Origin of the sequence: Kribbella sp. NPDC050470, assembly GCF_044458365.1 — a bacterium.
Taxonomy (GTDB): domain Bacteria; phylum Actinomycetota; class Actinomycetes; order Propionibacteriales; family Kribbellaceae; genus Kribbella.
In genome coordinates, this window is record NZ_JBITHV010000005.1 from 233906 (window position 1) to 254862 (window position 20957).

Here is a 20957-nt window from a genome sequence, read left to right on the forward strand (position 1 = left end):
GGTCAGCTGTACGGCGCGACCAGACCGCCGTAGTCCCGGGGCGTCTGCGCCTTGCCGCCGCCGGCCGAGCACTTCCAACCCGGCAGCTTCGGTACGGCGATCACGGCGTACCCCTGGGTGCCCGGAGGCAGCGTCGCGCTGATCGAGTGACCGCCCACCTCGACGTCCGTCGCCCCGCTCAACCGCAGCATCCGCACCGCCTTCGCGAGACGCTGCTCGTCGAGGCAGCCGAGCGCGCCGGTGGCGGTGATCCCGGACGGGGAGCCGCTGAACTTGATCTCGGCCGACACCACCCCGGACGCCGGGACCGTGCCGAGCCGAACCATCTCGCTGTTCGTGTTGATGCCCGGCCGGCGGCTCGCGGTCAACTCATGCCACTGCTCGCCGTCGGTCAGCCGGGCCGCGCCGGACACCCGTGGCTGGTGCAGGAACGCCGTCGTACCAGGTGTGCAGCGCCCGACCAGTTTCACGTCGCCGCCTGTGATCGATTTGCTGCCGCGGTACTCGGGCACCTCGTACACCTGCGTCCCGAGCAGCCGCTCCTGGGCGACGAACGCGTTCGAGGCGGCCGTCGCCCCGAGCCGCCGCCGGACCGTCACCAGCGGCGGCACCTGGGACCGGGTGATCGTCTCCTTGCCGCCCGCCTCGAGGTGCATCCGCGCGCCGATCGAGAAGATCGCGTCGGTCACCGGGTGCTCCAGATCGTCGGACGCGCGCCCGTACCCGGTCCAGCCGAAGCCGAGGCCGGTCAGGGTCTGGTTCACCGAGTAGGGGAGCAGGCTGCTGTAGAGCCCGGCGCCCTGCCCGCCGAGCAGCATCGGGTCGTTCGGCGTCACCGACGTCCCCGGATCGGCCCGGTACTGCGGCCAGGCGTTGGCGCCCTGGATCGCCTCGGACCGCTCGGTCTGGTGCTGGTTCCACGGCGGCACCGACGAGCTGAGGAGCTTCGCTCGCTCCTCGTCCGTCACCACCGCGGTCCACGTGGTCTCGACCGCGACGACGGCCATCACGACGGCGAACGCCGCCGCGATCGGCCACTTGACGCGTCGCCCGGCGGCAAAGCGCCGTACGACCCAGATGGTGCCCAGTGCAGCGATCGTGACAGCGCCGGAGGCGATCAGCACGGTCATCGCGTGATCGGTCAGCAGCGGACTGCCGTCGGAGAGTACGGCGATGACCGCGAGCAGAGCCCCGCCGCCCAGCAAAGCCAACGGGCCGGGCACCCGAGCGGCGACCGAGATCCAGGCCACGACGATGAGCACGCCGCAGAGCACGAAGGCCTCGCGGTACTGGCTGCCGTTCGGGGTGTCGAAGCCGTGCCACATCTCCTGCGTCGGCGTCCACCTGAACGACAGCGCGATCGCGGCGGTCGTCACGATCCAGACCAGCTTGGTCCGGATCGGCACGAACTTGTTGAACGGCAACGTCAGGGCAAGGAGCAGGGCGGCGGTTCCGACGTACAGGCTGGCGGTGCGGCCGACGCCCTCGGACAGCGGCAGCAGGCGGGACAGGAAGATGTCGACCGGGGACGGCGTGAAGATGCCGGACGGCGACGGGGTGGCGTCGTCGTTCGCGGCGAAGATCGGCAGCAGGCTCGGCCCGGCCAGCGCGATCCCGAGCACGAACGCGATACCGTGCCGGACGACGCCGCGCAGTCGCAGCCACCAGGTCAGGTCACTGGTCAGCACCCGCGCGATCAGGTACAGCCCGGCCGCGATCGTTGCCATGTAGGCGGTGTAGAAGTTGGAGACCCAGAAGACGGCGACCACGAGCACGCTGAGCAGCCGGTTGGTCCGGCGCAGTGACCACTCGGCGACCAGGAAGAACATCGGCAGCGCGATCAGGCCGTCCAGCCACATCGGCACGTACGCTCCGTCGTCGATCGCCCACCCACAGACGCCGTACGACGCTCCCAAAATAGCTGCAACCCAACGGGGTCCTGGCGACATCTTGAGTAGTAGGACCGCCATCGCGGCGGCGGCCAGGCTCAGCTTGAGGACGGTGATGACGTAGACGGCCAGGTCGATCTGGTCGCGCGGGAAGAGACCCACCAGCAAGGACAATGGGCTGCCGAGGTCGACGCCGTAGTCGGCCAGGAACCCGACGCCGAACGCGCTCTGCCAGTTGAAGAGCAGGTCACCTTGGGCGCGGCCGTGCAGGACGTCCCACAGGTGGGCGAAGAAGGGGATGTACTGGGTACCGAGATCGTTGGTACTGCGGGACAGTGAACCGAAGGGAAAGGTACCGCGGATGAATCCGGAGGCGGCGAACACCGCCGCCACCAGCACACCGGCCACGAGCGCAGGCAGGAGAGCCGAGCGCCTCGGGTCCTGCTCCGCTCCGCCGTCCACTGGTCGCCCCTCAGTTCAGTCCCCGTACCCACCCGCTCGATCGAGCGCCAAAGTAGCGCGTAGTTCCGGTCTGGACAAGAATCGGTCCTGGCGAGGGAGGTGGGACGGCTGATGCGGCTGAGTCTCGTGGTGCCGTGTTACAACGAGGTCGACGTGGTCGACCGGTTCCATGAAGCCGTCAGCCGGGAGCTCGCCGAGCTCGGCCGGCCCTACGAGATCGTGTACGTCGACGACGGCAGCAGCGACGGGACGCTCGACGCCCTGGTGCAGCTCGCGGACAACGATCCAGCGGTCCGGTACCTGTCCTTCAGCCGGAACTTCGGCAAGGAGGCCGCGATGCTGGCCGGCCTGCGGTACGCCTCCGGCGACGCGGTGGTGATCATGGACGCCGACCTGCAGCACCCGCCGGAGCTGATCGGCCGGATGCTGGACCTGTACGAGCGCGGCTTCGACCAGGTGATCGCCCGCCGGAACCGGGTCGGCGACCCGGCTACCCGGACGCTGTTCGCCCGCGCTTACTACTGGCTGATCAACAAGTGGGCCGACGTCGAGCTGGTCGACGGGGTGGGCGACTTCCGGCTGCTGTCCCGCCGGGCCGTGAACGGGCTGCTGGAGCTGGGGGAGTACAACCGGTTCTCCAAGGGGCTGTTCGCCTGGATCGGGTTCGAGTCGATCCTGTTCGAGTACGACAACGTGAAGCAGCCGGCCGAGCGGAAGAGCCGGTGGACCTTCCGCCGGTTGCTCGAGTACGGGCTGGACGGGCTGCTGTCGTTCAACAACCGGCCGCTGCGGCTGGCGATCTACATCGGCCTGCTGCTCACCGCGGTCGCCGCCGGGTACGCGGTCTGGGTGATCGCGGTCGCGGTGCTGCGCGGGGTGGAGATGCCCGGGTACGTCACGCTGATCGCGGCCATCGTCGGGCTCGGCGGGCTGCAGATGGTGATGCTCGGGGTGATCGGCGAGTACATCGGCCGGATCTACTACGAGACCAAGAAGCGCCCGCACTACCTGCTGAAGCAGACCAACCTGAACCCGGCCGACCACCCGGCCACCCAGGACGAACAGCGGCGGAAGGTGACCTAGACGGACCACGGCCCCGGATGGTCGAGCCATCCGGGGCCGCAGCTGCGTTCCGTCGTACCGCGCTGATCGGATCAGGCGGTCAGGCGCTCCTCGGTGGAGGCGGAGAAGAGGTGCAGCTTGTCCGGCACCGCCGCGAGGTGAACGGTCGAGCCCTTCTCGACCGGCATCCGGGCGTCGATCCGGGCGACGATCTGCTGGTGCTCGTTGTTGTGCTCCGCGGTGCCGTACAGGTACGCGTCGGCGCCGAGCTCCTCGACCACCGCGACGTGGACGGGCAGGCCCTGGTCGGCGACCTTGAAGGCCTCCGGCCGGACACCCACGGTCAGCGTCTTGTCGCTGCCGGCCTTGGCGAGCAGGCTGCGCTCGAGCGGGATGACGTAGTCGCCCAGCTTCGCGCCGCCCTCGGTGATGTCGGCGTTCAGCAGGTTCATCGCCGGCGAACCGATGAAGCCCGCGACGAACTTGTTCTTCGGGTGGTCGTACAGGTTCAGCGGGGTGTCGACCTGCTGCAGCAGGCCGTCCTTCAGTACGGCGACCCGGTCGCCCATCGTCATGGCCTCGACCTGGTCGTGGGTGACGTAGACGGTCGTGACACCGAGACGCTGCTGGAGCTCGGCGATCTGGGTGCGGGTCTGGACCCGGAGCTTGGCGTCGAGGTTCGACAGCGGCTCGTCCATCAGGAAGACCTGCGGGTTACGCACGATCGCGCGGCCCATCGCGACCCGCTGACGCTGACCACCGGACAGCGCCTTCGGCTTGCGCTCCAGGTACTCCTCCAGGCCCAGCAGTTTGGCGGCCTCCATCACGCGCTTGGCGCGGTCCTCCTTGGAGACACCCTGCATCTTCAGGGCGAAGCCCATGTTGTCGGCGACCGACATGTGCGGGTAGAGAGCGTAGTTCTGGAACACCATCGCGATGTCCCGCTCCTTCGGCGGACGGTGCGTGACGTCGCGGTCGCCGATGTAGATGGAGCCCTCGTTGACCTCTTCGAGGCCCGCGAGCATCCGGAGCGAGGTGGACTTGCCGCAACCCGACGGGCCGACGAGAACCATGAACTCGCCGTCCTCGATCTCGAGGTTGAGCTTGTCGACGGCGGGGGTGTCACCACCGGGGTAGATCCGGGTGGCTGCCTTGAAAGACACAGTGGCCATGACGATGTACATCCCTTCACCGGCAGGAACGTGCCGGACGATCCGAGTAAAGGCCCCCGGCCGGGGGTGCGCCTATCCTCACCCGCCCGGCTCGTCCTGACAAGGTGTACGGCGTGTGACGTGTCCGTACTGTTCACGTTGTGGACAACTCCGCGCATCCTGCAAGTTCTTGCAGGATCTTGCTGCAAGAACAACGACCGGCTGGGTACAGTTCCGGGCGTGAGCAGCAGAGCACGGCTGGCGGACATCGCGGCCAAGGCGGGGGTGAGTGAGGCCACGGTCTCGCGGGTGCTGAACGGCAAGCCGGGGGTGGCGGAGGAGACCAAGCAGTCGGTCCTGACCGCGCTCGACGTTCTCGGGTTCGAACGGCCGACCCGGTTGCGGCGCCGGTCGGCGGGGCTGATCGGGCTGGTGATGCCGGAACTGATCAACCCGATCTTCCCGGCGTTCGCCCAGGTGATCGAGTCGGCGTTGTCACAGCGCGGGTTCACCCCGGTGCTGTGCACGCAGTCGCCGTCCGGCGCGACCGAGGAGGAGTACGTCGAGATGCTGCTGGAGCGCGGCGTCTCCGGGATCATCTTCGTCTCCGGCCTGCATGCGGACACCGGGGCCGACCACGAGCGCTACCAGTCGCTGGTGGACCGGCGGCTGCCGGTGGTGTTCGTGAACGGCTGGCTGCCCGCGGTCGAGGCGCCGTTCGTGTCGTCGGACGAGTACGCCGCGATGGAGCTCGCGGTGTCCCACGCGGTCGCCCTCGGCCACCGCAGGATCGGGTTCGCGTCCGGGCCGGAGCGGTTCATCGTCGTTCAGCGCAAGCTGGCCGGCTACCGCACCTCGATGAAGGCGCAGCTCGGCCTGACCGATCCGGAGCTCGACGAGCTGGTCGCCCTGAGCATGTTCGGCGTCGAGGGTGGCGCCGCGGCCGCGCAGCAGCTGCTCGACGCCGGGGTCAGCGCGGTCATCTGCGGCTCCGACATGATGGCGCTCGGCGTCATCCGCGCTGCCCGCCAGCGCGGCCTCTCCGTCCCCGGCGACATCTCGGTCGTCGGCTACGACGACGCCCCGATGATGGAGTTCACCGACCCACCCCTCACGACGATCCGCCAACCCGTCCAGGCCATGGGCCTCGCCGCGGTCCAGTCACTCCTGGAAGAAGTCCGCGGCCACACGACGCCGCACACGGAGTTCCTGTTCCGCCCGGAGCTGGTCGTCCGCGGCTCCACCGGCCCGGTCAGAACGGGTACCTGACGCGGAGGCCGGGCGGCGCGGTGCTGTTGGTGGTCCGGATGTCCGTGATCTCCGCGGTCACACCCGGCGGGTCAGAACCAGTTCTCGCAGGTCTTGTTTCGGAAGTCGGCCACGGAGCGGGTTTCCAGCGTGTCGAAGTCGTCGAGCGACGGCGCCAGCACGGTGCCGGGCCGGAGGCCTTTCAGGTCCTGCTCACTGAACTCGAGGTGAGCCGCCGACCGGCTGCTGTCGTTCAGCCGGAGCGTCGTACGGAGGACTCCGGCCCGGGACCGTCCCCTGCCGGGCGGTTCCGGGCCGGAGGGCCTGGGGTGGGGCTACTTCTGGAAGGCGGCTGCCGCGGCGGAGGCGATGCCGTTGGCCCAGAGCTGGTCCACGCGGGCGCGCTCGTTGACGTCCGGGTAGGCGTTGGTGCAGGACGGGCCGGGGCCGCCGCCGGACATCAGCTCGGAGCACGGACCGGAGTAGTGGTCCGGCAGGCCGAGCACGTGACCGGTCTCGTGGGCGGTGATCCGGGTCGGGTCGTACTGCTGGGACTGGGCGTAGTCCAGGAAGATGTAGCCCCGGCCGTGGCCGTCGGTGGACGCGTACGAACCGCGCGGGTCGTTGCCCTCGGTGTAGTAGAAGTCGTAGTTGCTGCCCTCGACCAGGGTGACGTTGGCGACCGAGGAGTTCCAGATCGACGTGCTGGAGTTGATCTGGTTGCGGAAGGTCGGCGCGTCGACGGCGTAGGTGACCGTGACGGCGAGGGCCTTGTTACCGGCCTTGGCCTGCTTGGCGCGCGCGGACTTGATCACGGCGTCGTAGAACGCCTTGGTGGCGGCCTGGTCCTGCGGCGAACCCGTGTACGCGGCGCGGGTCTGCGAGGTGGACACCGACGAGGTGTCCTGCGCCGGCGCGGGGGACGCTGCGGCGAAGGTGGGGACGGCCAGCGCGGCGGCGGCGAGCCCCGCAAGCGAAGTCAGGATACGGCGATGCGACATTGGAGGGCCTCACTCCGGATCTGTGGCGGAAAGCGACCGGCGAATTACTGATCGCTACAACCGGGATGCTGCCAAGCCGCGTCGAATTCCGCACCAGATCACTAAAAAGTCGGGGGTTAACCCGCGAACCGCTGCCGCCGTTCTATGGCCCCCATAGCCCGCGGCCTATGTCGCGTGCGCAGAACCAACCACGGCCCGGCAGGCCCGAATGCGTGGTTCTTCCGATGCGGGGATGGTGACCGCGCGGGCAGCCTGAAGCGATGGAGCGCTTCGAGACCGTGATCATCGGCGGCGGCCAGGCCGGCCTCGCCACGGGGTACCAGCTGGTGCGGAGTGGGCGGTCTGTGGTGATCCTGGAGGCCGGTGAGCGGGTTGGCGACTCGTGGCGCCGACGATGGGATTCGCTGCGGGTCTTCACGCCTGCTCGCTACGACGGGCTGCCGGGCTGGTCGTTCCCGGCTCCGGGCTGGTCGTACCCGAGCAAGGACGACGTGGCCGACTACCTCGAGTCGTACGCGGCCCGGTTCCGGCTTCCGGTTCGCGCCGGGGTGCGCGTCGACTGCCTGGCCCGCGAGGACGGCGGGTACGTCGTCACGTCCGGACCGAGCAAGTACGTCGCAGACAACGTGGTGGTGGCGACAGGTGCGTACCAGACTCCCCGGATTCCGCCGTACGCCGCTGAGGTCGATCCGGGCATCGTGCAGTTCCACTCGACCGACTACCGGAACCTGTCGCAGCTCACCGACGGGCCGGTCCTGGTCGTCGGCGCCGGCAACTCGGGAGCCGAGATCGCCCTCGAGTCCTCGGCGGAGCACCGCACCTGGCTGTCCGGGCGGGATACGGGGCAGGAGCCGCTTCGTGCCGGAGGCTCGCTGGACCGGCTGCTGACGCCGCCGTTCTGGTTCCTGCTGTCGCACGTGCTGACCGTCCGAACACCGCTGGGCCGGAAGGCCCGCGACCAGCTGTCCGACCGGGGACTTCCGCTGGCCCGAGTACGGCGGAAGGACCTCGAGCAAGCCGGGATCGAGCGACTGCCCCGCGTGACCGGTGTCCGCGACGGCCTGCCGCTGCTCGCCGACGGCCGAACCGTCGACGCCGCCACTGTGATCTGGAGCACCGGGTTCCGGCCGGCGTTCGACTGGATCCGGCTCCCGGTCCTCGAACCCGACGGTGAACCGCGGCACGATCGCGGGATCGTCCGGGCCGAGCCCGGGCTCTACTTCGTCGGCCTGTTCTTCCTGTCCGTGGGGTCGTCGCCGCTGATCGGCGGTGTCGGGCGGGACGCGCGGCGCATCGCCCGGCACATCGAGGTCACTCGCCGGGGATTCCGACGTTGAGGATCCGGGCGCCGGGGCCGCGCTCGGCGAGGCGGTCGGCCTTGTTGTAGAGGTTGCAGCGCTGGAGGGACAGGCAGCCGCAGCCGATGCAGCCGTCCAGGTCGTCGCGCAGCCGCTCGAGCTCGGAGATGCGCTCGTCGAGCCGGCTGCGCCACGACTTGGACAACCGGCTCCAGTCCGCGCGGGTCGGCGTCCGGTCGTCCGGCAGCGAGTCCAGCGCGCCCTTGATCTCGGCCAGCGCCAGCCCGACCCGCTGGGCCGCCTGCACGAACGCGATCCGCCGCAACGTGCTGCGCTGGTACTGGCGCTGGTTGCCGGCTGTCCGTCGCGAGCTGATCAGCCCCTGGTCCTCGTAGAACCGCAAGGCCGACGCGGCGACTCCGGACCGATGAGCGATCTCCCCGATGGACAGCCAGTGCTCTTTGCTCGGAACGTTCTCCTCCGCCATACCGCCACCCTAGGACCGCCGGCCAAGAATTCAACCTCACTTGAAGTGGGTCGCGTCGTACCAGTGCTGCCGGTGGTCTGGCGGGATCGGCGTGGTCGGGGGAGCGTGCCGAGTCGGGTATACTTCTCGAGTCGGTGCGTATGTCGCGTCACCAGAGATTTTCCCCAGGCGCTCCGACCCGTCGGTTTCAGCATCCCGCTGATGATCCCCGGCGACATGGGTGCAACGCGATAGCACCCGCAGGTCGATGCCTATCTCCTGCTTGTTCGTCCAGTCCGGCCAGCATCCGTTGGCCGGCCTTTGCGTGCGGCTCCGTGGGCCTCGTCCGTGACGTTGAGAGAGAGTTTGCGTGACCCAGCACCACCCGGAGAGCAACCAGCCCGACGGCCGGGCGAAGAAGCCCCGGCACAAGAAGTTCCAGAACCAGTCGTACGGCGAGCGGATGGGCAACACCCCGGCCCGGGACGAGGACCGTCGTGACGAGCGGCGCGACAACCGCCCGGTGAAGGGCTACCGCGCCGACCGCAGCACCCAGCCCCGCAAGTACGACGACGACCGCCCGCGCTACCGCCGCGACGACCGTCCCCAGTACAACCGCGACGACCGTCCCCAGTACAACCGCGACGACCGTCCCCAGTACAACCGCGACGACCGTCCCCAGTACAACCGTGACGACCGTCCCCAGTACAACCGTGACGACCGTCCGCAGTACAACCGTGACGAGCGGCCGCGGTACAACCGGGACGACCGTCCGCAGTACAACCGGTCCGAGCGGTCGCAGCAGCAGTACGGCGACAAGCCGCGCTACGAGCGTTCGTCGTACCAGGACAAGCCCCGCTTCGAGCGCCGCGACGACCGTCCGTCGTACCAGAAGCCGCGCTACGAGCGGCGGGACGAGCGTCCGGTCGTGCAGGAGAAGCGGCGCGAGGAGCCGGTGGACCTGGGCACTGTTGCCCCGGACAACCAGTTCGCCGCGCTCGGCCTGGCCCCGCGGCTGGTCCAGCGGCTGGCCCGCGACGGCATCACCACGCCGTTCCCGATCCAGGCCGCGACCATCCCGGACGCGCTGGCCGGCAAGGACGTGCTCGGCCGCGGCCAGACCGGCTCCGGCAAGACGCTCGGCTTCGGCCTGCCGACGCTGATGCGGCTGTCCGGCGGCCACACCGAGTCCCGCCGCCCGCGCGGCGTGGTCCTGGTCCCGACCCGCGAGCTGGCGATGCAGGTGCACGACGCGCTCGAGCCGCTGGCGCACGTGATGAACGTGTCGCTGAAGCTGATCGCGGGCGGCCTGCCGTACCCGAAGCAGATCGAGTCGCTCCGCCGCGGCGTCGACCTCCTGATCGCGACCCCCGGCCGGCTGATCGACCTGTGTGAGCAGGGCGCGGCCGACCTCGGCGCGGTGGAGATCGCCGTCCTCGACGAGGCCGACCACATGTGCGACATGGGCTTCATGCCGGCGGTCACCACGCTGCTCGACATGACCCCGGCCGACGGCCAGCGGCTGCTGTTCTCGGCGACGCTGGACAACGACGTCGACACCATCGTGAAGACGTACCTGAAGGACCCGGTCACGCACTCGACCGAGTCCGGCCAGGCGACCGTGACCACGATGGAGCACCACCTGCTGGTGATCGAGCCGGGGCACAAGCAGTCGCTGACGGCCGAGCTGGCCAGCCGGGACGGCCGGACGATCGTGTTCGTCCGCACCAAACTGGGCGCCGACCGGGTCGCCACCCAGCTGCGGGACCGCGGCGTGATGGCGGCGGCGCTGCACGGCGGCCTGACCCAGGGCGCGCGGAACCGGACGCTGGACCAGTTCAAGGACGGTTCGGTTCCGGTGCTGGTGGCAACGGATGTCGCGGCCCGCGGTATCCACGTCGACGATGTCGGGCTGGTCGTCCAGGCCGACCCGGCCGCGGACCACAAGGACTACCTGCACCGGGCCGGCCGTACGGCGCGGGCCGGTGGCAAGGGCGCGGTCGTCACCCTGGTCCTGCCGCACCAGCGGCGCGGCATGATCCGGCTGGCCGAGTCCGCCGGTGTCGACGCCTCACCGGTGCGCGCGCGTCCGGGCGACGAGCTGGTCACCGAGCTGACCGGCGGCAACACGCCGTCGGGCTACCCGGTGAAGCTGCCGGCGCCGAAACCGCAGCGCTTCGGCAAGGGCGGCGGCAAGCGGTTCAACAACAACCGCCCGGGTCGCGGCGGCAACGGTCCGCGTCGCCCCAACGGCCCCCGCCGTACCGAGAACAGGTCCTACCAGCACTGATCTACCAGCACTGACCTACTGGGTCAGGACGGCCCAGAGCCGGGCGAGGATGGCGGCGATCTCGGTGTCGTCGAGTGGAATGAGCTCGAGCACCAGTTCGTCGTCGTCCGCCCGGTCGGTCAGCACGTAGATCGGCGGTGATCCCGCCTCCAGCTCGGTCGCGATGCGTTTCGCGTCGGCGACCTTCAGCAGGACGCGGGACACCTGCAGGCCGGTCGGATCCGGCAGCACCTCTGCCGACACTCCCGGGATCTCCTCGGCGGCCCGGGCGAACGAGACCACCTTCGCGAGTTGGTCCGCCTCCCACTTGACCCGGTCGAAGGCCTGCCACTCCTCGAGCGCGGCCAGCACGCCGACGACGGCCTCCTTGGTCGGCTTCATCACCCGGCCGATGCCCTTGTCCTGCGCCCGCACCGACTGCACGAGCGGCCAGCTGCCCGCGACCAGGCCGGCGGTAGGGGAGCCGAGGTACTTCTGCCCGCTGACCAGCACCAGGTCCGCGCCCGTCGACAGCAGGTCCGCGATCCGCGGGAACTGCGCGGCACCGTCGACGATCGCCGGCACGCCGCGCCGGTGCGCAGCACGTACGGCGGCCACCAGGTCGATCGGCTCGCCTTGGGTCAGCCGGGACGAGACGAGGAACAGGCAGGCGATGTCCGGGCCGTCGAGCTCCTCCTCCAGATCGTCAACGCTGCAACGGTTTTCGTCGCCGGCGAGGTCGACGTGCGCACCCGCCAGCCGGATGCCCTGCAGGTTCGAGTGGCCGTAGTTGACGACGTGGTTGGCCGGCAGCACCACCCGGTTGTGCATGTCCGTTGTGTCCGGCAACGACGCGATCCGGCGCGGGTCGCCGCCGGTCATGGTGGCCGCCACGGCGAGCGTGATGCCCGCGGCGGTGCAGTGGACGACGGCTCCGGCCTGGGCGCCGGTCACCTGGGCGATGGCCTCGCTGGCCCGGTCGCCGAGCTCGTCCATGACGAAGAACTCAGGCAGTGCCTGTGCGACGGCCTCCGCCACCCCGTGGGAACTCCGGGACACCCCCAGCGGGGTGTACGTCCCCTTGGCATTGATCACCACACTGAGCCGATAGCGATCGTGAATGCTCATGGTGCTGCACACAGTAGTGGTGACTGACTGTGGTTGGCGAGACTCAATCGCGTTCGGACCGGGCAGCATCTTGACCCGAAGCTACTGGTGAGTCATTCTCAGTTTTCGTAACTCCCCTGCCGCCGGCCCGCGTCCCGAGGGAGGAATCCGTGTCGCCTCGCACCGCCCCGCGAACTCCACGCCGTTCACTGCGTACGACGATCGCCGCCGCAGCCGCGGTCGCCGTACTCGCTGCTCTGCCCGCGCCCACGCAAGCGGCGCCCCAAGCCGCCGCTGCCGTCCCGGCCGACTACTGCGTCGGGCAGTGTGGCGACATCGTCACACCCGGGCAGAACGGTCACGCGACCTTCACGGATCTCCTTCTTTTCAAGGCGTTCGGGACCCGGCCGGCGCACTTCAGCGACTCGCTGAAGCCGTACGAGAACCTGGTCTGGAACTCCCAGGGCATCACCGACGACGGCCTCGGCGCGTACTTCGACGACGCGTCGTTCGGGGTGCAGGCGGGTGATGTCGCGAGCACCGTCCAGCTGCGCTCGGACGTCACGATCGTGCGGGACAAGTCGCGCGGCATCCCGCACGTCACCGGCACGACGCGGGCGGGCGTGATGTTCGGCGCCGGGTACGCCGGAGCGCAGGACCGGCTGTTCGTGATGGACGTGTTCCGGCATCTCGGTCGCGGCCAGCTGACCCCGTTCGCGGGCGGGGCGCCGGCCAATCGAGCGTTCGAGCAGGAGTTCTGGCGGACCGCGCCGTACACCGAAGCCGATCTGCAGAAGCAGTTCGACGACGCCGACGAGCGGTACGGCGCCGACGGCGTGAAGATGCAGCAGGACATCCTGGCCTGGGTGGCCGGGGTCAACCACTACATCAACACGGTCGGCATCGCCTACCCCGGTGAGTACGTCGCACTCGGTCTGGACTGGCCGACGCCGCAGTGGAAGGTGACCGACGTAGTCGCCACAGCGGCCGTTGTCGCAGGCATCTTCGGCACCGGCGGCGGGCACGAGGTGACGTCCGCGCTGGCGTTGCTCGAGGCACAGGCGAAGTACGGCGTTGCCCAAGGCACCAAGGTGTGGGAGTCGTTCCGGTCGCAGAACGACCCGGAGGCCAACACCACCGTGCACAACGGCGCGACCTTCCCGTACGGCGAGACCGGCCCGAACCCGGCAGGTCGCGCGATGCCGGATCGCGGCTCGGTCACGCCGCAACCGCAGGTCATCGACCAGACCGCCGGAACGGCGAGCAAGCCGGCGCCGAAGGGATCGGAGTCCCTCCGCGGCATCTTCGACAAGGGCCTGTTCCCGGAAGGCTTCGGCGACAGGGGCATGTCGAACGCCCTGCTCGTCTCCGGCGCACACACCGAGAGCGGCAACCCGGTCGCCGTCTACGGACCACAGACCGGCTACTTCGCACCCCAACTGCTGCTCCGGCAGGAGCTCCAGGGACCGGGCGTCAGCTCGCGCGGCATCGCGTTCGCCGGGCTGAACTTCTACACACTGATCGGCCGCGGCCCCGACTACTCGTGGAGCGCGACCTCGGCGGGACAGGACATCACCGACACGTTCGCCGTACCGCTGTGCGAGCCCGGTGGCGGGACGCCGACGAAGAACTCGCAGTACTACGAGTACCGCGGCCAGTGCACGCCGATCGAGCGGCTCGAGCGGCACAACGAGTGGTACTCCAGCCTCGGATCGTCCGAACCGGCCGGCTCGTACACACTGGTTGCCCTGCGCACCAAGTACGGCATCGTCACGCACCGCGGCACGGTCGGCGGCCGGCCGGTGCTGTTCACCAAGAACCGCTCGACCTACGGCAACGAGGCCGGGTCCGCACTCGGGTTCATGCAGCTCAACGACCCGGACAGGATCCACGACGCGGCCGACTTCAAGGCCGCGGCGCACAACATCGGCTACACCTTCAACTGGTTCTACACCGACAAGACCTCGATCGCGTACTACAACTCCGGTGACAACCCGGTCCGCGCGGCCGGCGGCGACCCGAACCTGCCGACCTGGAGCACGTACGAGTGGCAGGGCTGGAACCCGGACACCAACCGTGCGAGCTACACACCGGCCGCGCAGCACCCGCAGGTGGTGAACCAGGACTATCTGACCAGCTGGAACAACAAGCAGGCGCCCGGGTTCTCTGCGTCCGACGGTCAGTTCGGCTACAACTCGGTCTACCGGAGCCAGCCGCTGGACGACCGGATCGAGGCCGTCATCGGCAGCGGGCAGAAGTTCACCCGCGGCAAGCTGGTCGAGGCGATGGAGGACGCGGCGACTGTCGACCTCCGGGGCGACCAGGTCCTTCCGTACCTGTTGCGGGTCCTGAAGTCGGCTCCGGTCACCGACCCGGCGGTCGCCGACGCGATCGCGAAGCTGACCGCGTGGCAGGCCGCCGGCAGTCATCGCAAGACGCCGAACTCCTCCTCGAAGGTCTACGACCACAGTGCGGCGATCCGGATCCTCGACGCCTGGTGGCCGCTGCTCGTCCCGGCCCAGTTCAAGGACCTCGGCCCCGACCTCTACGGCGCTCTGGTCGCGAACCTGAAGATCGACGAGCGGCCGAGTGCACAAGGCTCCGCGTTCCAGAACGGATGGTGGGGTTTCGTTCAGCGCGACCTGCGCAAGGTGCTCGGCGATCCGGTGCAGACGCCACAGCCGGTCACGTACTGCGGCGGCGGCGCACTGGCGGCGTGCCGGACTGTCCTTGCCGACACCTTGCTGGCGGCAACCAAGGTCCCGGCGGCGACGACGTACCCGGCGACTGCGGACTGCGCGGCTGGCGACCAGTTCTGCGCGGACCAGATCGCGCACAATCCGATGGGCGGGATCACCCAGGACCGGATCGCCTGGGTGAACCGGCCGACGTACCAGCAGGTGATCGAGTTTCCGGCGCGCCGGGGTGACGACCTGAGCAACCTGGCGGTCGGCAAGACGGCGTCCGCGAGCAGCTACGAGAAGGGCTGGTACAACTCGCCGCCGGCGTTGGCAGTCGACGGCAAGCTGACCACGCGGTGGGCGAGCGACTGGTCCGATCCGCAGTGGCTGAAGGTTGACCTCGGCAACGAGCAGACGATCCGGCGGGTGGTGCTGCAGTGGGAGGCGGCGTACGGGAGGTCGTACCGGGTCGACGTGTCGTCGGACGGGTCCTCGTGGCGGCAGGTGTATGCGACCACGACCGGGAACGGTGGGGAGGACGTGGTCCGGTTCGGCGCGGTGTCGGCCAGGTATGTCCGGGTGACCGGGACGCAGCGGGCGACGTCGTACGGGTACTCGATCTACGAGCTTCAGGTCTACCGGCAATGAGTAACCCGGGCCTGTCAGGATGAGGGGCATGAACCAGACTTTCCCTCCGAACCCGAACCAGCCGTACCCGCCGCAGCAGGGGTACCAGCAGGGCCCGCCGCCCGGTTACGCGCCGCCGCAGCAGCAGAGCGGCTACCAGCAGGGTCCGCCGCAGCCGGGCTACGGGCAGCCGGGGTACGGCCAGGCGCCGGGGAACTACCAGCCGGCGCAGCAGCCGGCACCGCATGTCGCGCCGCAGGGTTCGCCGTACCCGGTGCTGGTCTCGACGATGAACGACCTGCCCGGCTACACCGCGGAGAAGGTGTTCGGCGAGGTGTTCGGGCTGACCGTGCGCAGCCGCGACTTCGGGTCGAACTTCACCGCCGGGTTCCGGTCGCTGGCCGGTGGCGAGGTGCCGGAGTACACCCAGATGCTGGCCGAGTCGCGGCACGTCGCGGTGATGCGGATGTGCCAGATGGCCCAGCAGATGGGCGCGAACGCGATCCTGGCGATGCGGTTCGACTGCACGGAGATCGCCAACACGATGAGCGAGGTGGCCGCCTACGGTACGGCGGTCATCGTCCGCAAGCCCGAGCCGGCCCCGGCCCGCGACCAGGAGGACGTGAATGACAGCTGAGCTCGTCTTCGGACCCGGGTTCCGGTGGGGGGTGTCGACGTCGGCGTACCAGATCGAGGGGGCCGTGGCCGAAGACGGCCGCGGGCCGTCGACCTGGGACACGTTCTGCGCCGAGCCGGGCCGGATCCTGAACGGCGACACGGGCACGGTGGCCTGCGACCACTACCACCGGTACGCCGAGGACGTCGCGCTGATGCGGGAGCTCGGGGTCGACTGCTACCGGTTCTCGTTCGCCTGGCCGCGGATCCAGCCGTCCGGCCAGGGACCGGGGAACGCGGCCGGGCTGGACTTCTACGACCGGCTGATCGACACGCTGCTCGGCGCCGGGATCCAGCCGGCGCCGACGCTGTACCACTGGGACACCCCGCAGCCGCTGGAGGACGCGGGCGGGTGGCTTGATCGCTCGATCGCGGACCGGTTCGCCGACTACGCCGGCATCCTGGCTGCCCGCTTCGCGGACCGGGTGCCGATGTGGATCACGATCAACGAGCCGATGGTGCTCACGCTGATGGGGTACTCACTGGGCGCCCACGCACCCGGCCGGGAGCTGCTGTTCGACGCGCTCCCGGTCGCTCACCACCAGCTGCTGGCCCACGGCCGCGCAGTGCAGGCGTTGCGGGCGGCCGGTGCGACGAACATCGGGATCGCCAGCAACCACGCGCCGACCTGGCCGGCCAGCGACAGCGTCGGGGACAAGGAAGCGGCCGGCCTCTACGACAACCTGATCAACTGGCTGTTCGCCGACCCGGTGCTGCTCGGGACCTACCCGACCGGCTTCGAGGCTGTTATGCCGGGGCCGGTCGAGGACGACCTGGCCGTGATCTCGAGTCCGCTGGACTTCTTCGGCATCAACCACTACGCGCCGGTGTCCGTCGGCGCCGCGACCGGTCAGGCCGACACCGCTGCCACCGACGGGATCCTGCTGCCGCCCGGCCTGCCGTTCGAGCCGCGCTCGCTGGAGGGATATCCGCAGACGGACTTCGGCTGGCCGATCGTGCCGTCGGCGTTCGGCGAGATCCTGCGCATCTTCAAGGACCGGTACGGCGACCGGCTGCCACCGCTCTACATCACCGAGAACGGCTGCTCGTTCGCCGAACCGGTCGACGATCAGCGGCGGATCGACTACCTCGACGGGTACCTGCGGTCGCTGAAGCAGGCCATCGACGACGGGATCGATGTCCGCGGGTACTTCCAGTGGTCGCTGCTGGACAACTTCGAGTGGGCGGCCGGGTACGCCCAGCGGTTCGGCCTGGTGCACGTCGACTTCGACAGCCAGGTGCGGACGCCGAAAGCGTCGTACCACTGGTTCCGTGACGTGATCGTGCAGAGCCGAGGATGATCCCGGAGCCGGGCGTCGTCCCGACGGCGTTCACGGAACCGGTCGACCGGGTCCGGTCGCGCTGGACGGCGGCCGTCGTACTGGCGAACGTCGGGGTGTTCGCGGCCTGGCTGGGGCCGATCCAGGTGATCCTGGCCAAACAGTCCGAGGCGGTTGCGCCGGGCAACAAGGAGTTCGTGTTCGGGCTGGTCACCGGGGTCGGCGCTGCCGTCTCGGTGGTCGCGAACCCGGTTGCTGGCGCGATCTCCGACCGTACGACGTCGCGGCTCGGGCGCCGCGTGCCGTGGGTGCTGGCGGGCGCGGTGGGTGGCGCCGTCGGACTGCTCGTCCTGTCGGGGGTCGCGTCGGTTGCGTGGATGCTGGTCGGTTGGTGCCTGGTGCAACTGTTCGGCAACGCGTTGCTGGCGGCGATTACGGCCGCGGTGCCGGACCGGGTGCCGACGCTGCAGCGGGGCTCTGTCGGGGGTTGGGTCGCGTTGTCGCAGGTCCTCGGCGCACTGGTCGGCACGGGGCTTGCGACGTACTTCGGTGGGATCGGAGCCGGGTATGTCGCCTGCGCGGTCTTCTTGCTGTTGTCGGTCGTGCCGTACTTGGTCGGCAGTGGTGACGAGCGGCTGACGTCGCGGCCGCCGTTGGCCGTGCGGTCGTTTCTGCGCGGGTTCTGGATCAGCCCGCGGCGCTACCCGGACTTCGGGTGGGGGTGGCTGACCCGGTTCCTGTTCAACGTGGGGAACGCGCTCGGGACGCTGTACCTGTTCTATTACCTGCAGGACGAGGTCGGCGTCGACGAGCCGGACAACGCCGTACTGATCCTGACCGCGATCTACAGCGTCTGCGTCCTGGTCACCTCGGTCGTCTTCGGCACCTGGTCCGACCGGATCGCCCGCCGCAAGATCTTCGTCACCTGGTCCGGTGTGGTGATGGCGCTCGCCGGCGTCGTGCTCGCCTTCTGGCCCACCTGGCCCGGCGCCGTCCTCGGCGCGATCATCCTCGGCGCCGGCTTCGGCGTCTACCTCTCCGTCGACTTCGCCCTGCTCACCCAGATCCTCCCCAACGCTCGCGACCGCGCCAAGGACCTCGGTGTCATCAACATCGCCAACTCCCTGCCCCAGGTCTTCGCCCCCGCGATCGCCGCCCCCATCGTCAAACACCTCGGCGGCTACCCCGTCCTCTACCTCCTGGCCGCCACCGTCACCCTCCTGGCCGGCCTCCTCGTCCGCCAGATCCGGTCGGTCGCCTAGGCAGCGGCCGTGCCGCTCGTGCGACTACTCCAGCCAGGTGGTTTCGAAGGTGGGGTTGGCGTGGATGTGGACTGCTTCGTAGCCGCCGGGGCCGGTGGCGAACTTGTGCGGGGTGTCGGCGGGGACGACCAGGATCTGGCCGGCGCGGCCGACGACCTGCTCGGTGCCGACGGTGAACATGGCCGAACCACGCCGGATGATGAACGTCTCGGCGTACGGGTGCAGGTGCAACCGCGGGCCGACGCCCTCCTTCGTGGTCGACTCCAGGATGATCGAGATGCCGGCCCCACCCGGGAGCAACTCGTAGTTCTCGGTCCAGTCCTCGCCGTCGTCTCGTCCGTCGGCGCGGTCGATCACCGCTGCGCCGGTGTTCGCGATCTCGGTCATGACAGATCTCTCCCCTCAGTTGCTGCCCACCGTAGTTCGCGAACGGGTCGGTCGCGACACCATTGATCAGGACTGAAAGGTTCGCTCCGACTGCCGCGCGGCGACCGGACCGAGGGCCGCGACGAGCAGCGCGAGTACGGCGACGCCGCCGAGCGCGACCGGCAACGACCAGGCCGACGACGCCGCGCCGACCGCTGCCGGACCGAGCAGGAAGCCGAGATAGGCCAGTGTGGTGACCGTCGAGATCGCACCGGCTCGCCGCTCCGGACCGGCCCACGCGCCGGCCATGCCGATGATGGTCGGCGCGCAGACCGACGTACCGAGGCCGGCGACACCGATCCCGATCAACGCCAGCCACGCCGTACCGGCCGTCGCGGCGACGACTGATCCGAACGCCGCGAGGACGCCGCCGGCTACCAGCAGCTGGACAGGCCGGAGTCGCCGGAGCAGCGCGTTCCCCGCGATCCGCCCGGTCGCGGCCGCGGCGGCGAACACGGCCGGGGCGCTCGACGCCAACCCGGGGGCAGCGTCGAGTGAGGTGTCGAGGTGTACGGCGCTCCAGCTCTGCCAGGCGTTTTCGACGACGTACGCGAGTGCGCAGAGCCCGCCGAAGACCAGGAGCACGGGCTCGAGCCGGCGCCTCGTGGTTGGCTCTGTTGGAGTGTGAAGGTTCTCCTGAGACCCGGCAGCGAGCGCGCAGCCGACGACCGCGACGATCAGTCCGACTCCGCCGAGCACCGGCAACGCGTCCGCGCCGGCCGTGCGCAAGGCCGCCGTACCGAGGCTGGCGACCACGACCGCGACGGAAAAGATGCCGTGGGCAAGGTTCATCAACGGTTTGCCGGTGACCGCCTCCGCGTGGGACCCGGTCGCGTTGATCGCGACGTCGGTGGCGCCGGAGGTCGCGCCGAGCAGGAAGAGCGCGGCGCTCAACGTCACCGCTGAGTCGGCGAGCGCGGGGAGTACGCCGGTCGCGCCGAACAGCACGACCACGACCGGCAGGACCGGGCCGCCGTACCGATCGATCAGGTATCCGGTGAACCGCATCGAGGCGAGTGCGCCCAGCCCCACCATGAGCAACGCGAGCCCGAGTTCACCGTCCCCGACCCCCGACTCGCTCCGCACCGCGGGCAGGATCGCGCCCCAAGCACCCCAGAACAGCCCGAACGCACCGAATCCCACCAGAGTCCTGCGCACCCGCTCAACCCTAATCAGCTCATCGGTCCAAGGGGTTGTGGTTGAGCGGCAGCCGCATGCCGAGGCGCCAGAGCAGGGCGGCTCGGGAGTTGGGGCGTTCGGTGGACTCGCGACGCATGAGCGTGGCGAAGCAGGTGGGGAAGCCGTCGCGCGGGTGCTTGGCGACGACCTGGCGGATCGCGGGGCGCGGGAGGTCGCCGGCTCGGGTCCCGGCGACGTCGAGGTGGGCGCCGGCGTGCAGGAGGTGGGCTTCGGGGCTTTGGGCGACGTTGATGTTCATGTGCAGGGCGATCGCCTCGGCGACGTCGTCGGCGTACGGCGATCCGAGCCCGGCCAGCGTCGTACGGGCGACTTCGGCGCCGTGTACGGCGAAGCACGCGGCCGACTCCGGTGGGCGGTAGTCGTCGGTGAGGGCGATGTCGTGCAGGAGGCACGCGACGTAGAGGAGCTCGTCGTCGGTCTTGATCCCGTCGCGGGCGCCGAGCAGGCTCGCCCAGAACCAGGTGCGGATGCAGTGACCGAGCAACGGTTCCTGGTACGACGACCTCGCGAGCTCGAGCACGTCGCAGGTCAACGCGGTGTCCGGTGGGTCGGGCAGGACGAACGGCGTACGCGGTCCGTCCGTCAGCCGGGCGCGGAGCTGGTCGGGCAGGCCGCGGACCTGCGCGACCACCGCCTCGCGCGCGAACCGCACCTTGGCGGCCCGGTCGAGCTCTCCACGCATTCCGGACCCTTTCTTGCAAGCGTTACAAGACGCGCAAAATTACCAGCGGTGTGGCCTCGGAGACAAGAATTCTGCGCGCCGACCTGGGTACTGGAGGTGTGTCGGGTTAAGCAGCCAGCCCGCACCAGCGGAACCCCCGTGGCGGGAGTCCACCTGAGTCCCGCCCCGGGG

The 20957-nt window shown here is 69.6% G+C and carries 16 protein-coding genes; 8 read left to right on the forward strand and 8 right to left on the reverse strand.

Going from position 1 to position 20957, the window contains the following annotated elements; translation table 11 throughout:
• Window positions 1-2: 2 nt before the first annotated feature.
• Entirely contained in the window at window positions 3-2351 is a 2349-nt protein-coding gene (locus tag ACIBGM_RS16380) for a YfhO family protein (protein ID WP_396386006.1), read from the reverse strand.
• Window positions 2352-2462: 111 nt separating this feature from the next.
• Between ACIBGM_RS16380 and ACIBGM_RS16385 the strand changes: the two genes are divergently transcribed.
• Window positions 2463-3434 (forward strand): glycosyltransferase family 2 protein, encoded by a 972-nt coding sequence (locus ACIBGM_RS16385; RefSeq protein WP_360516519.1) that lies wholly within the window; start codon window positions 2463-2465, stop codon window positions 3432-3434.
• Between the two features lie 71 nt (window positions 3435-3505).
• On the opposite strand, the gene ACIBGM_RS16390 is transcribed toward ACIBGM_RS16385, so the two are convergent.
• Window positions 3506-4585, reverse strand: a complete 1080-nt coding sequence (locus ACIBGM_RS16390; protein WP_360516522.1) for a sn-glycerol-3-phosphate ABC transporter ATP-binding protein UgpC — start codon at window positions 4583-4585, stop codon at window positions 3506-3508.
• 219 nt (window positions 4586-4804) lie between these two features.
• Here ACIBGM_RS16390 and ACIBGM_RS16395 point away from each other — a divergent pair, with 219 nt between their 5' ends.
• The gene (locus ACIBGM_RS16395; RefSeq protein WP_360516524.1) at window positions 4805-5833 is read left to right on the forward strand and encodes a LacI family DNA-binding transcriptional regulator; all 1029 of its coding nucleotides are present in this window, start codon (window positions 4805-4807) and stop codon (window positions 5831-5833) included.
• A 314-nt stretch (window positions 5834-6147) separates the two neighbouring features.
• Here ACIBGM_RS16395 and snpA read toward each other — a convergent pair whose 3' ends face one another.
• Window positions 6148-6813 (reverse strand): snapalysin, encoded by a 666-nt coding sequence (gene snpA / locus ACIBGM_RS16400; protein WP_396386007.1) that lies wholly within the window; start codon window positions 6811-6813, stop codon window positions 6148-6150.
• A gap of 260 nt (window positions 6814-7073) precedes the next feature.
• Between snpA and ACIBGM_RS16405 the strand changes: the two genes are divergently transcribed.
• Complete coding sequence (locus ACIBGM_RS16405; RefSeq protein ID WP_396386008.1) at window positions 7074-8150, forward strand: flavin-containing monooxygenase; 1077 nt, start codon at window positions 7074-7076, stop codon at window positions 8148-8150.
• On the opposite strand, the gene soxR is transcribed toward ACIBGM_RS16405, so the two are convergent.
• Window positions 8125-8598: a redox-sensitive transcriptional activator SoxR gene (soxR, locus tag ACIBGM_RS16410; protein WP_360516536.1), complete on the reverse strand. Its 474-nt coding sequence runs from the start codon at window positions 8596-8598 to the stop codon at window positions 8125-8127. The genes ACIBGM_RS16405 and soxR overlap by 26 nt on opposite strands.
• A gap of 349 nt (window positions 8599-8947) precedes the next feature.
• On the opposite strand from soxR, the gene ACIBGM_RS16415 reads away from it, so the two are divergent.
• Window positions 8948-10867, forward strand: coding sequence for a DEAD/DEAH box helicase (locus ACIBGM_RS16415; protein WP_396386009.1), 1920 nt, complete (start codon window positions 8948-8950; stop codon window positions 10865-10867).
• A gap of 15 nt (window positions 10868-10882) precedes the next feature.
• Here ACIBGM_RS16415 and ACIBGM_RS16420 read toward each other — a convergent pair whose 3' ends face one another.
• Complete coding sequence (locus tag ACIBGM_RS16420; protein WP_360516542.1) at window positions 10883-11974, reverse strand: aminotransferase class V-fold PLP-dependent enzyme; 1092 nt, start codon at window positions 11972-11974, stop codon at window positions 10883-10885.
• A 149-nt stretch (window positions 11975-12123) separates the two neighbouring features.
• Here ACIBGM_RS16420 and ACIBGM_RS16425 point away from each other — a divergent pair, with 149 nt between their 5' ends.
• The 4 genes from ACIBGM_RS16425 to ACIBGM_RS16440 are packed head-to-tail and all read left to right on the forward strand — an operon-like array spanning window position 12124 to window position 18478.
• A complete protein-coding gene (locus tag ACIBGM_RS16425) occupies window positions 12124-15282 on the forward strand; it encodes a penicillin acylase family protein (RefSeq protein ID WP_396386011.1) in 3159 nt (1052 codons plus the stop codon).
• Window positions 15283-15310: 28 nt separating this feature from the next.
• Window positions 15311-15898, forward strand: a complete 588-nt coding sequence (locus tag ACIBGM_RS16430) for a heavy metal-binding domain-containing protein (RefSeq protein ID WP_360516548.1) — start codon at window positions 15311-15313, stop codon at window positions 15896-15898.
• Window positions 15888-17237: a GH1 family beta-glucosidase gene (locus ACIBGM_RS16435; RefSeq protein ID WP_360516550.1), complete on the forward strand. Its 1350-nt coding sequence runs from the start codon at window positions 15888-15890 to the stop codon at window positions 17235-17237. Before ACIBGM_RS16430 ends, ACIBGM_RS16435 begins: the two co-directional genes overlap by 11 nt.
• Complete coding sequence (locus ACIBGM_RS16440) at window positions 17234-18478, forward strand: MFS transporter (protein WP_360516553.1); 1245 nt, start codon at window positions 17234-17236, stop codon at window positions 18476-18478. The genes ACIBGM_RS16435 and ACIBGM_RS16440 overlap by 4 nt, the downstream gene beginning before the upstream one ends.
• A 24-nt stretch (window positions 18479-18502) precedes the next feature.
• Here the strand turns inward: ACIBGM_RS16440 and ACIBGM_RS16445 are convergent, their stop codons facing one another.
• The 3 genes from ACIBGM_RS16445 to ACIBGM_RS16455 form a co-directional block, all read right to left on the reverse strand.
• The gene (locus ACIBGM_RS16445; RefSeq protein WP_360516556.1) at window positions 18503-18865 is read right to left on the reverse strand and encodes a cupin domain-containing protein; all 363 of its coding nucleotides are present in this window, start codon (window positions 18863-18865) and stop codon (window positions 18503-18505) included.
• Window positions 18866-18931: 66 nt separating this feature from the next.
• Window positions 18932-20062 (reverse strand): MFS transporter, encoded by a 1131-nt coding sequence (locus ACIBGM_RS16450; protein WP_360516559.1) that lies wholly within the window; start codon window positions 20060-20062, stop codon window positions 18932-18934.
• 19 nt (window positions 20063-20081) lie between these two features.
• Window positions 20082-20786, reverse strand: a complete 705-nt coding sequence (locus tag ACIBGM_RS16455; RefSeq protein WP_360516562.1) for an HD domain-containing protein — start codon at window positions 20784-20786, stop codon at window positions 20082-20084.
• Window positions 20787-20957: the final 171 nt, after the last annotated feature.

Coding starts and splice junctions, on each gene's coding strand:
- ACIBGM_RS16445 (WP_360516556.1), bottom strand. CDS start 18,865: ATGACCGAGATCGCGAACACCGGCGCAGCGGTGATCGACCGCGCCGAC.
- ACIBGM_RS16455 (WP_360516562.1), bottom strand. CDS start 20,786: ATGCGTGGAGAGCTCGACCGGGCCGCCAAGGTGCGGTTCGCGCGCGAG.
- ACIBGM_RS16405 (WP_396386008.1), top strand. CDS start 7,074: ATGGAGCGCTTCGAGACCGTGATCATCGGCGGCGGCCAGGCCGGCCTC.
- ACIBGM_RS16430 (WP_360516548.1), top strand. CDS start 15,311: ATGAACCAGACTTTCCCTCCGAACCCGAACCAGCCGTACCCGCCGCAG.
- soxR (WP_360516536.1), bottom strand. CDS start 8,598: ATGGCGGAGGAGAACGTTCCGAGCAAAGAGCACTGGCTGTCCATCGGG.
- ACIBGM_RS16390 (WP_360516522.1), bottom strand. CDS start 4,585: ATGGCCACTGTGTCTTTCAAGGCAGCCACCCGGATCTACCCCGGTGGT.
- ACIBGM_RS16440 (WP_360516553.1), top strand. CDS start 17,234: ATGATCCCGGAGCCGGGCGTCGTCCCGACGGCGTTCACGGAACCGGTC.
- ACIBGM_RS16385 (WP_360516519.1), top strand. CDS start 2,463: ATGCGGCTGAGTCTCGTGGTGCCGTGTTACAACGAGGTCGACGTGGTC.
- ACIBGM_RS16435 (WP_360516550.1), top strand. CDS start 15,888: ATGACAGCTGAGCTCGTCTTCGGACCCGGGTTCCGGTGGGGGGTGTCG.
- snpA (WP_396386007.1), bottom strand. CDS start 6,813: ATGTCGCATCGCCGTATCCTGACTTCGCTTGCGGGGCTCGCCGCCGCC.
- ACIBGM_RS16420 (WP_360516542.1), bottom strand. CDS start 11,974: ATGAGCATTCACGATCGCTATCGGCTCAGTGTGGTGATCAATGCCAAG.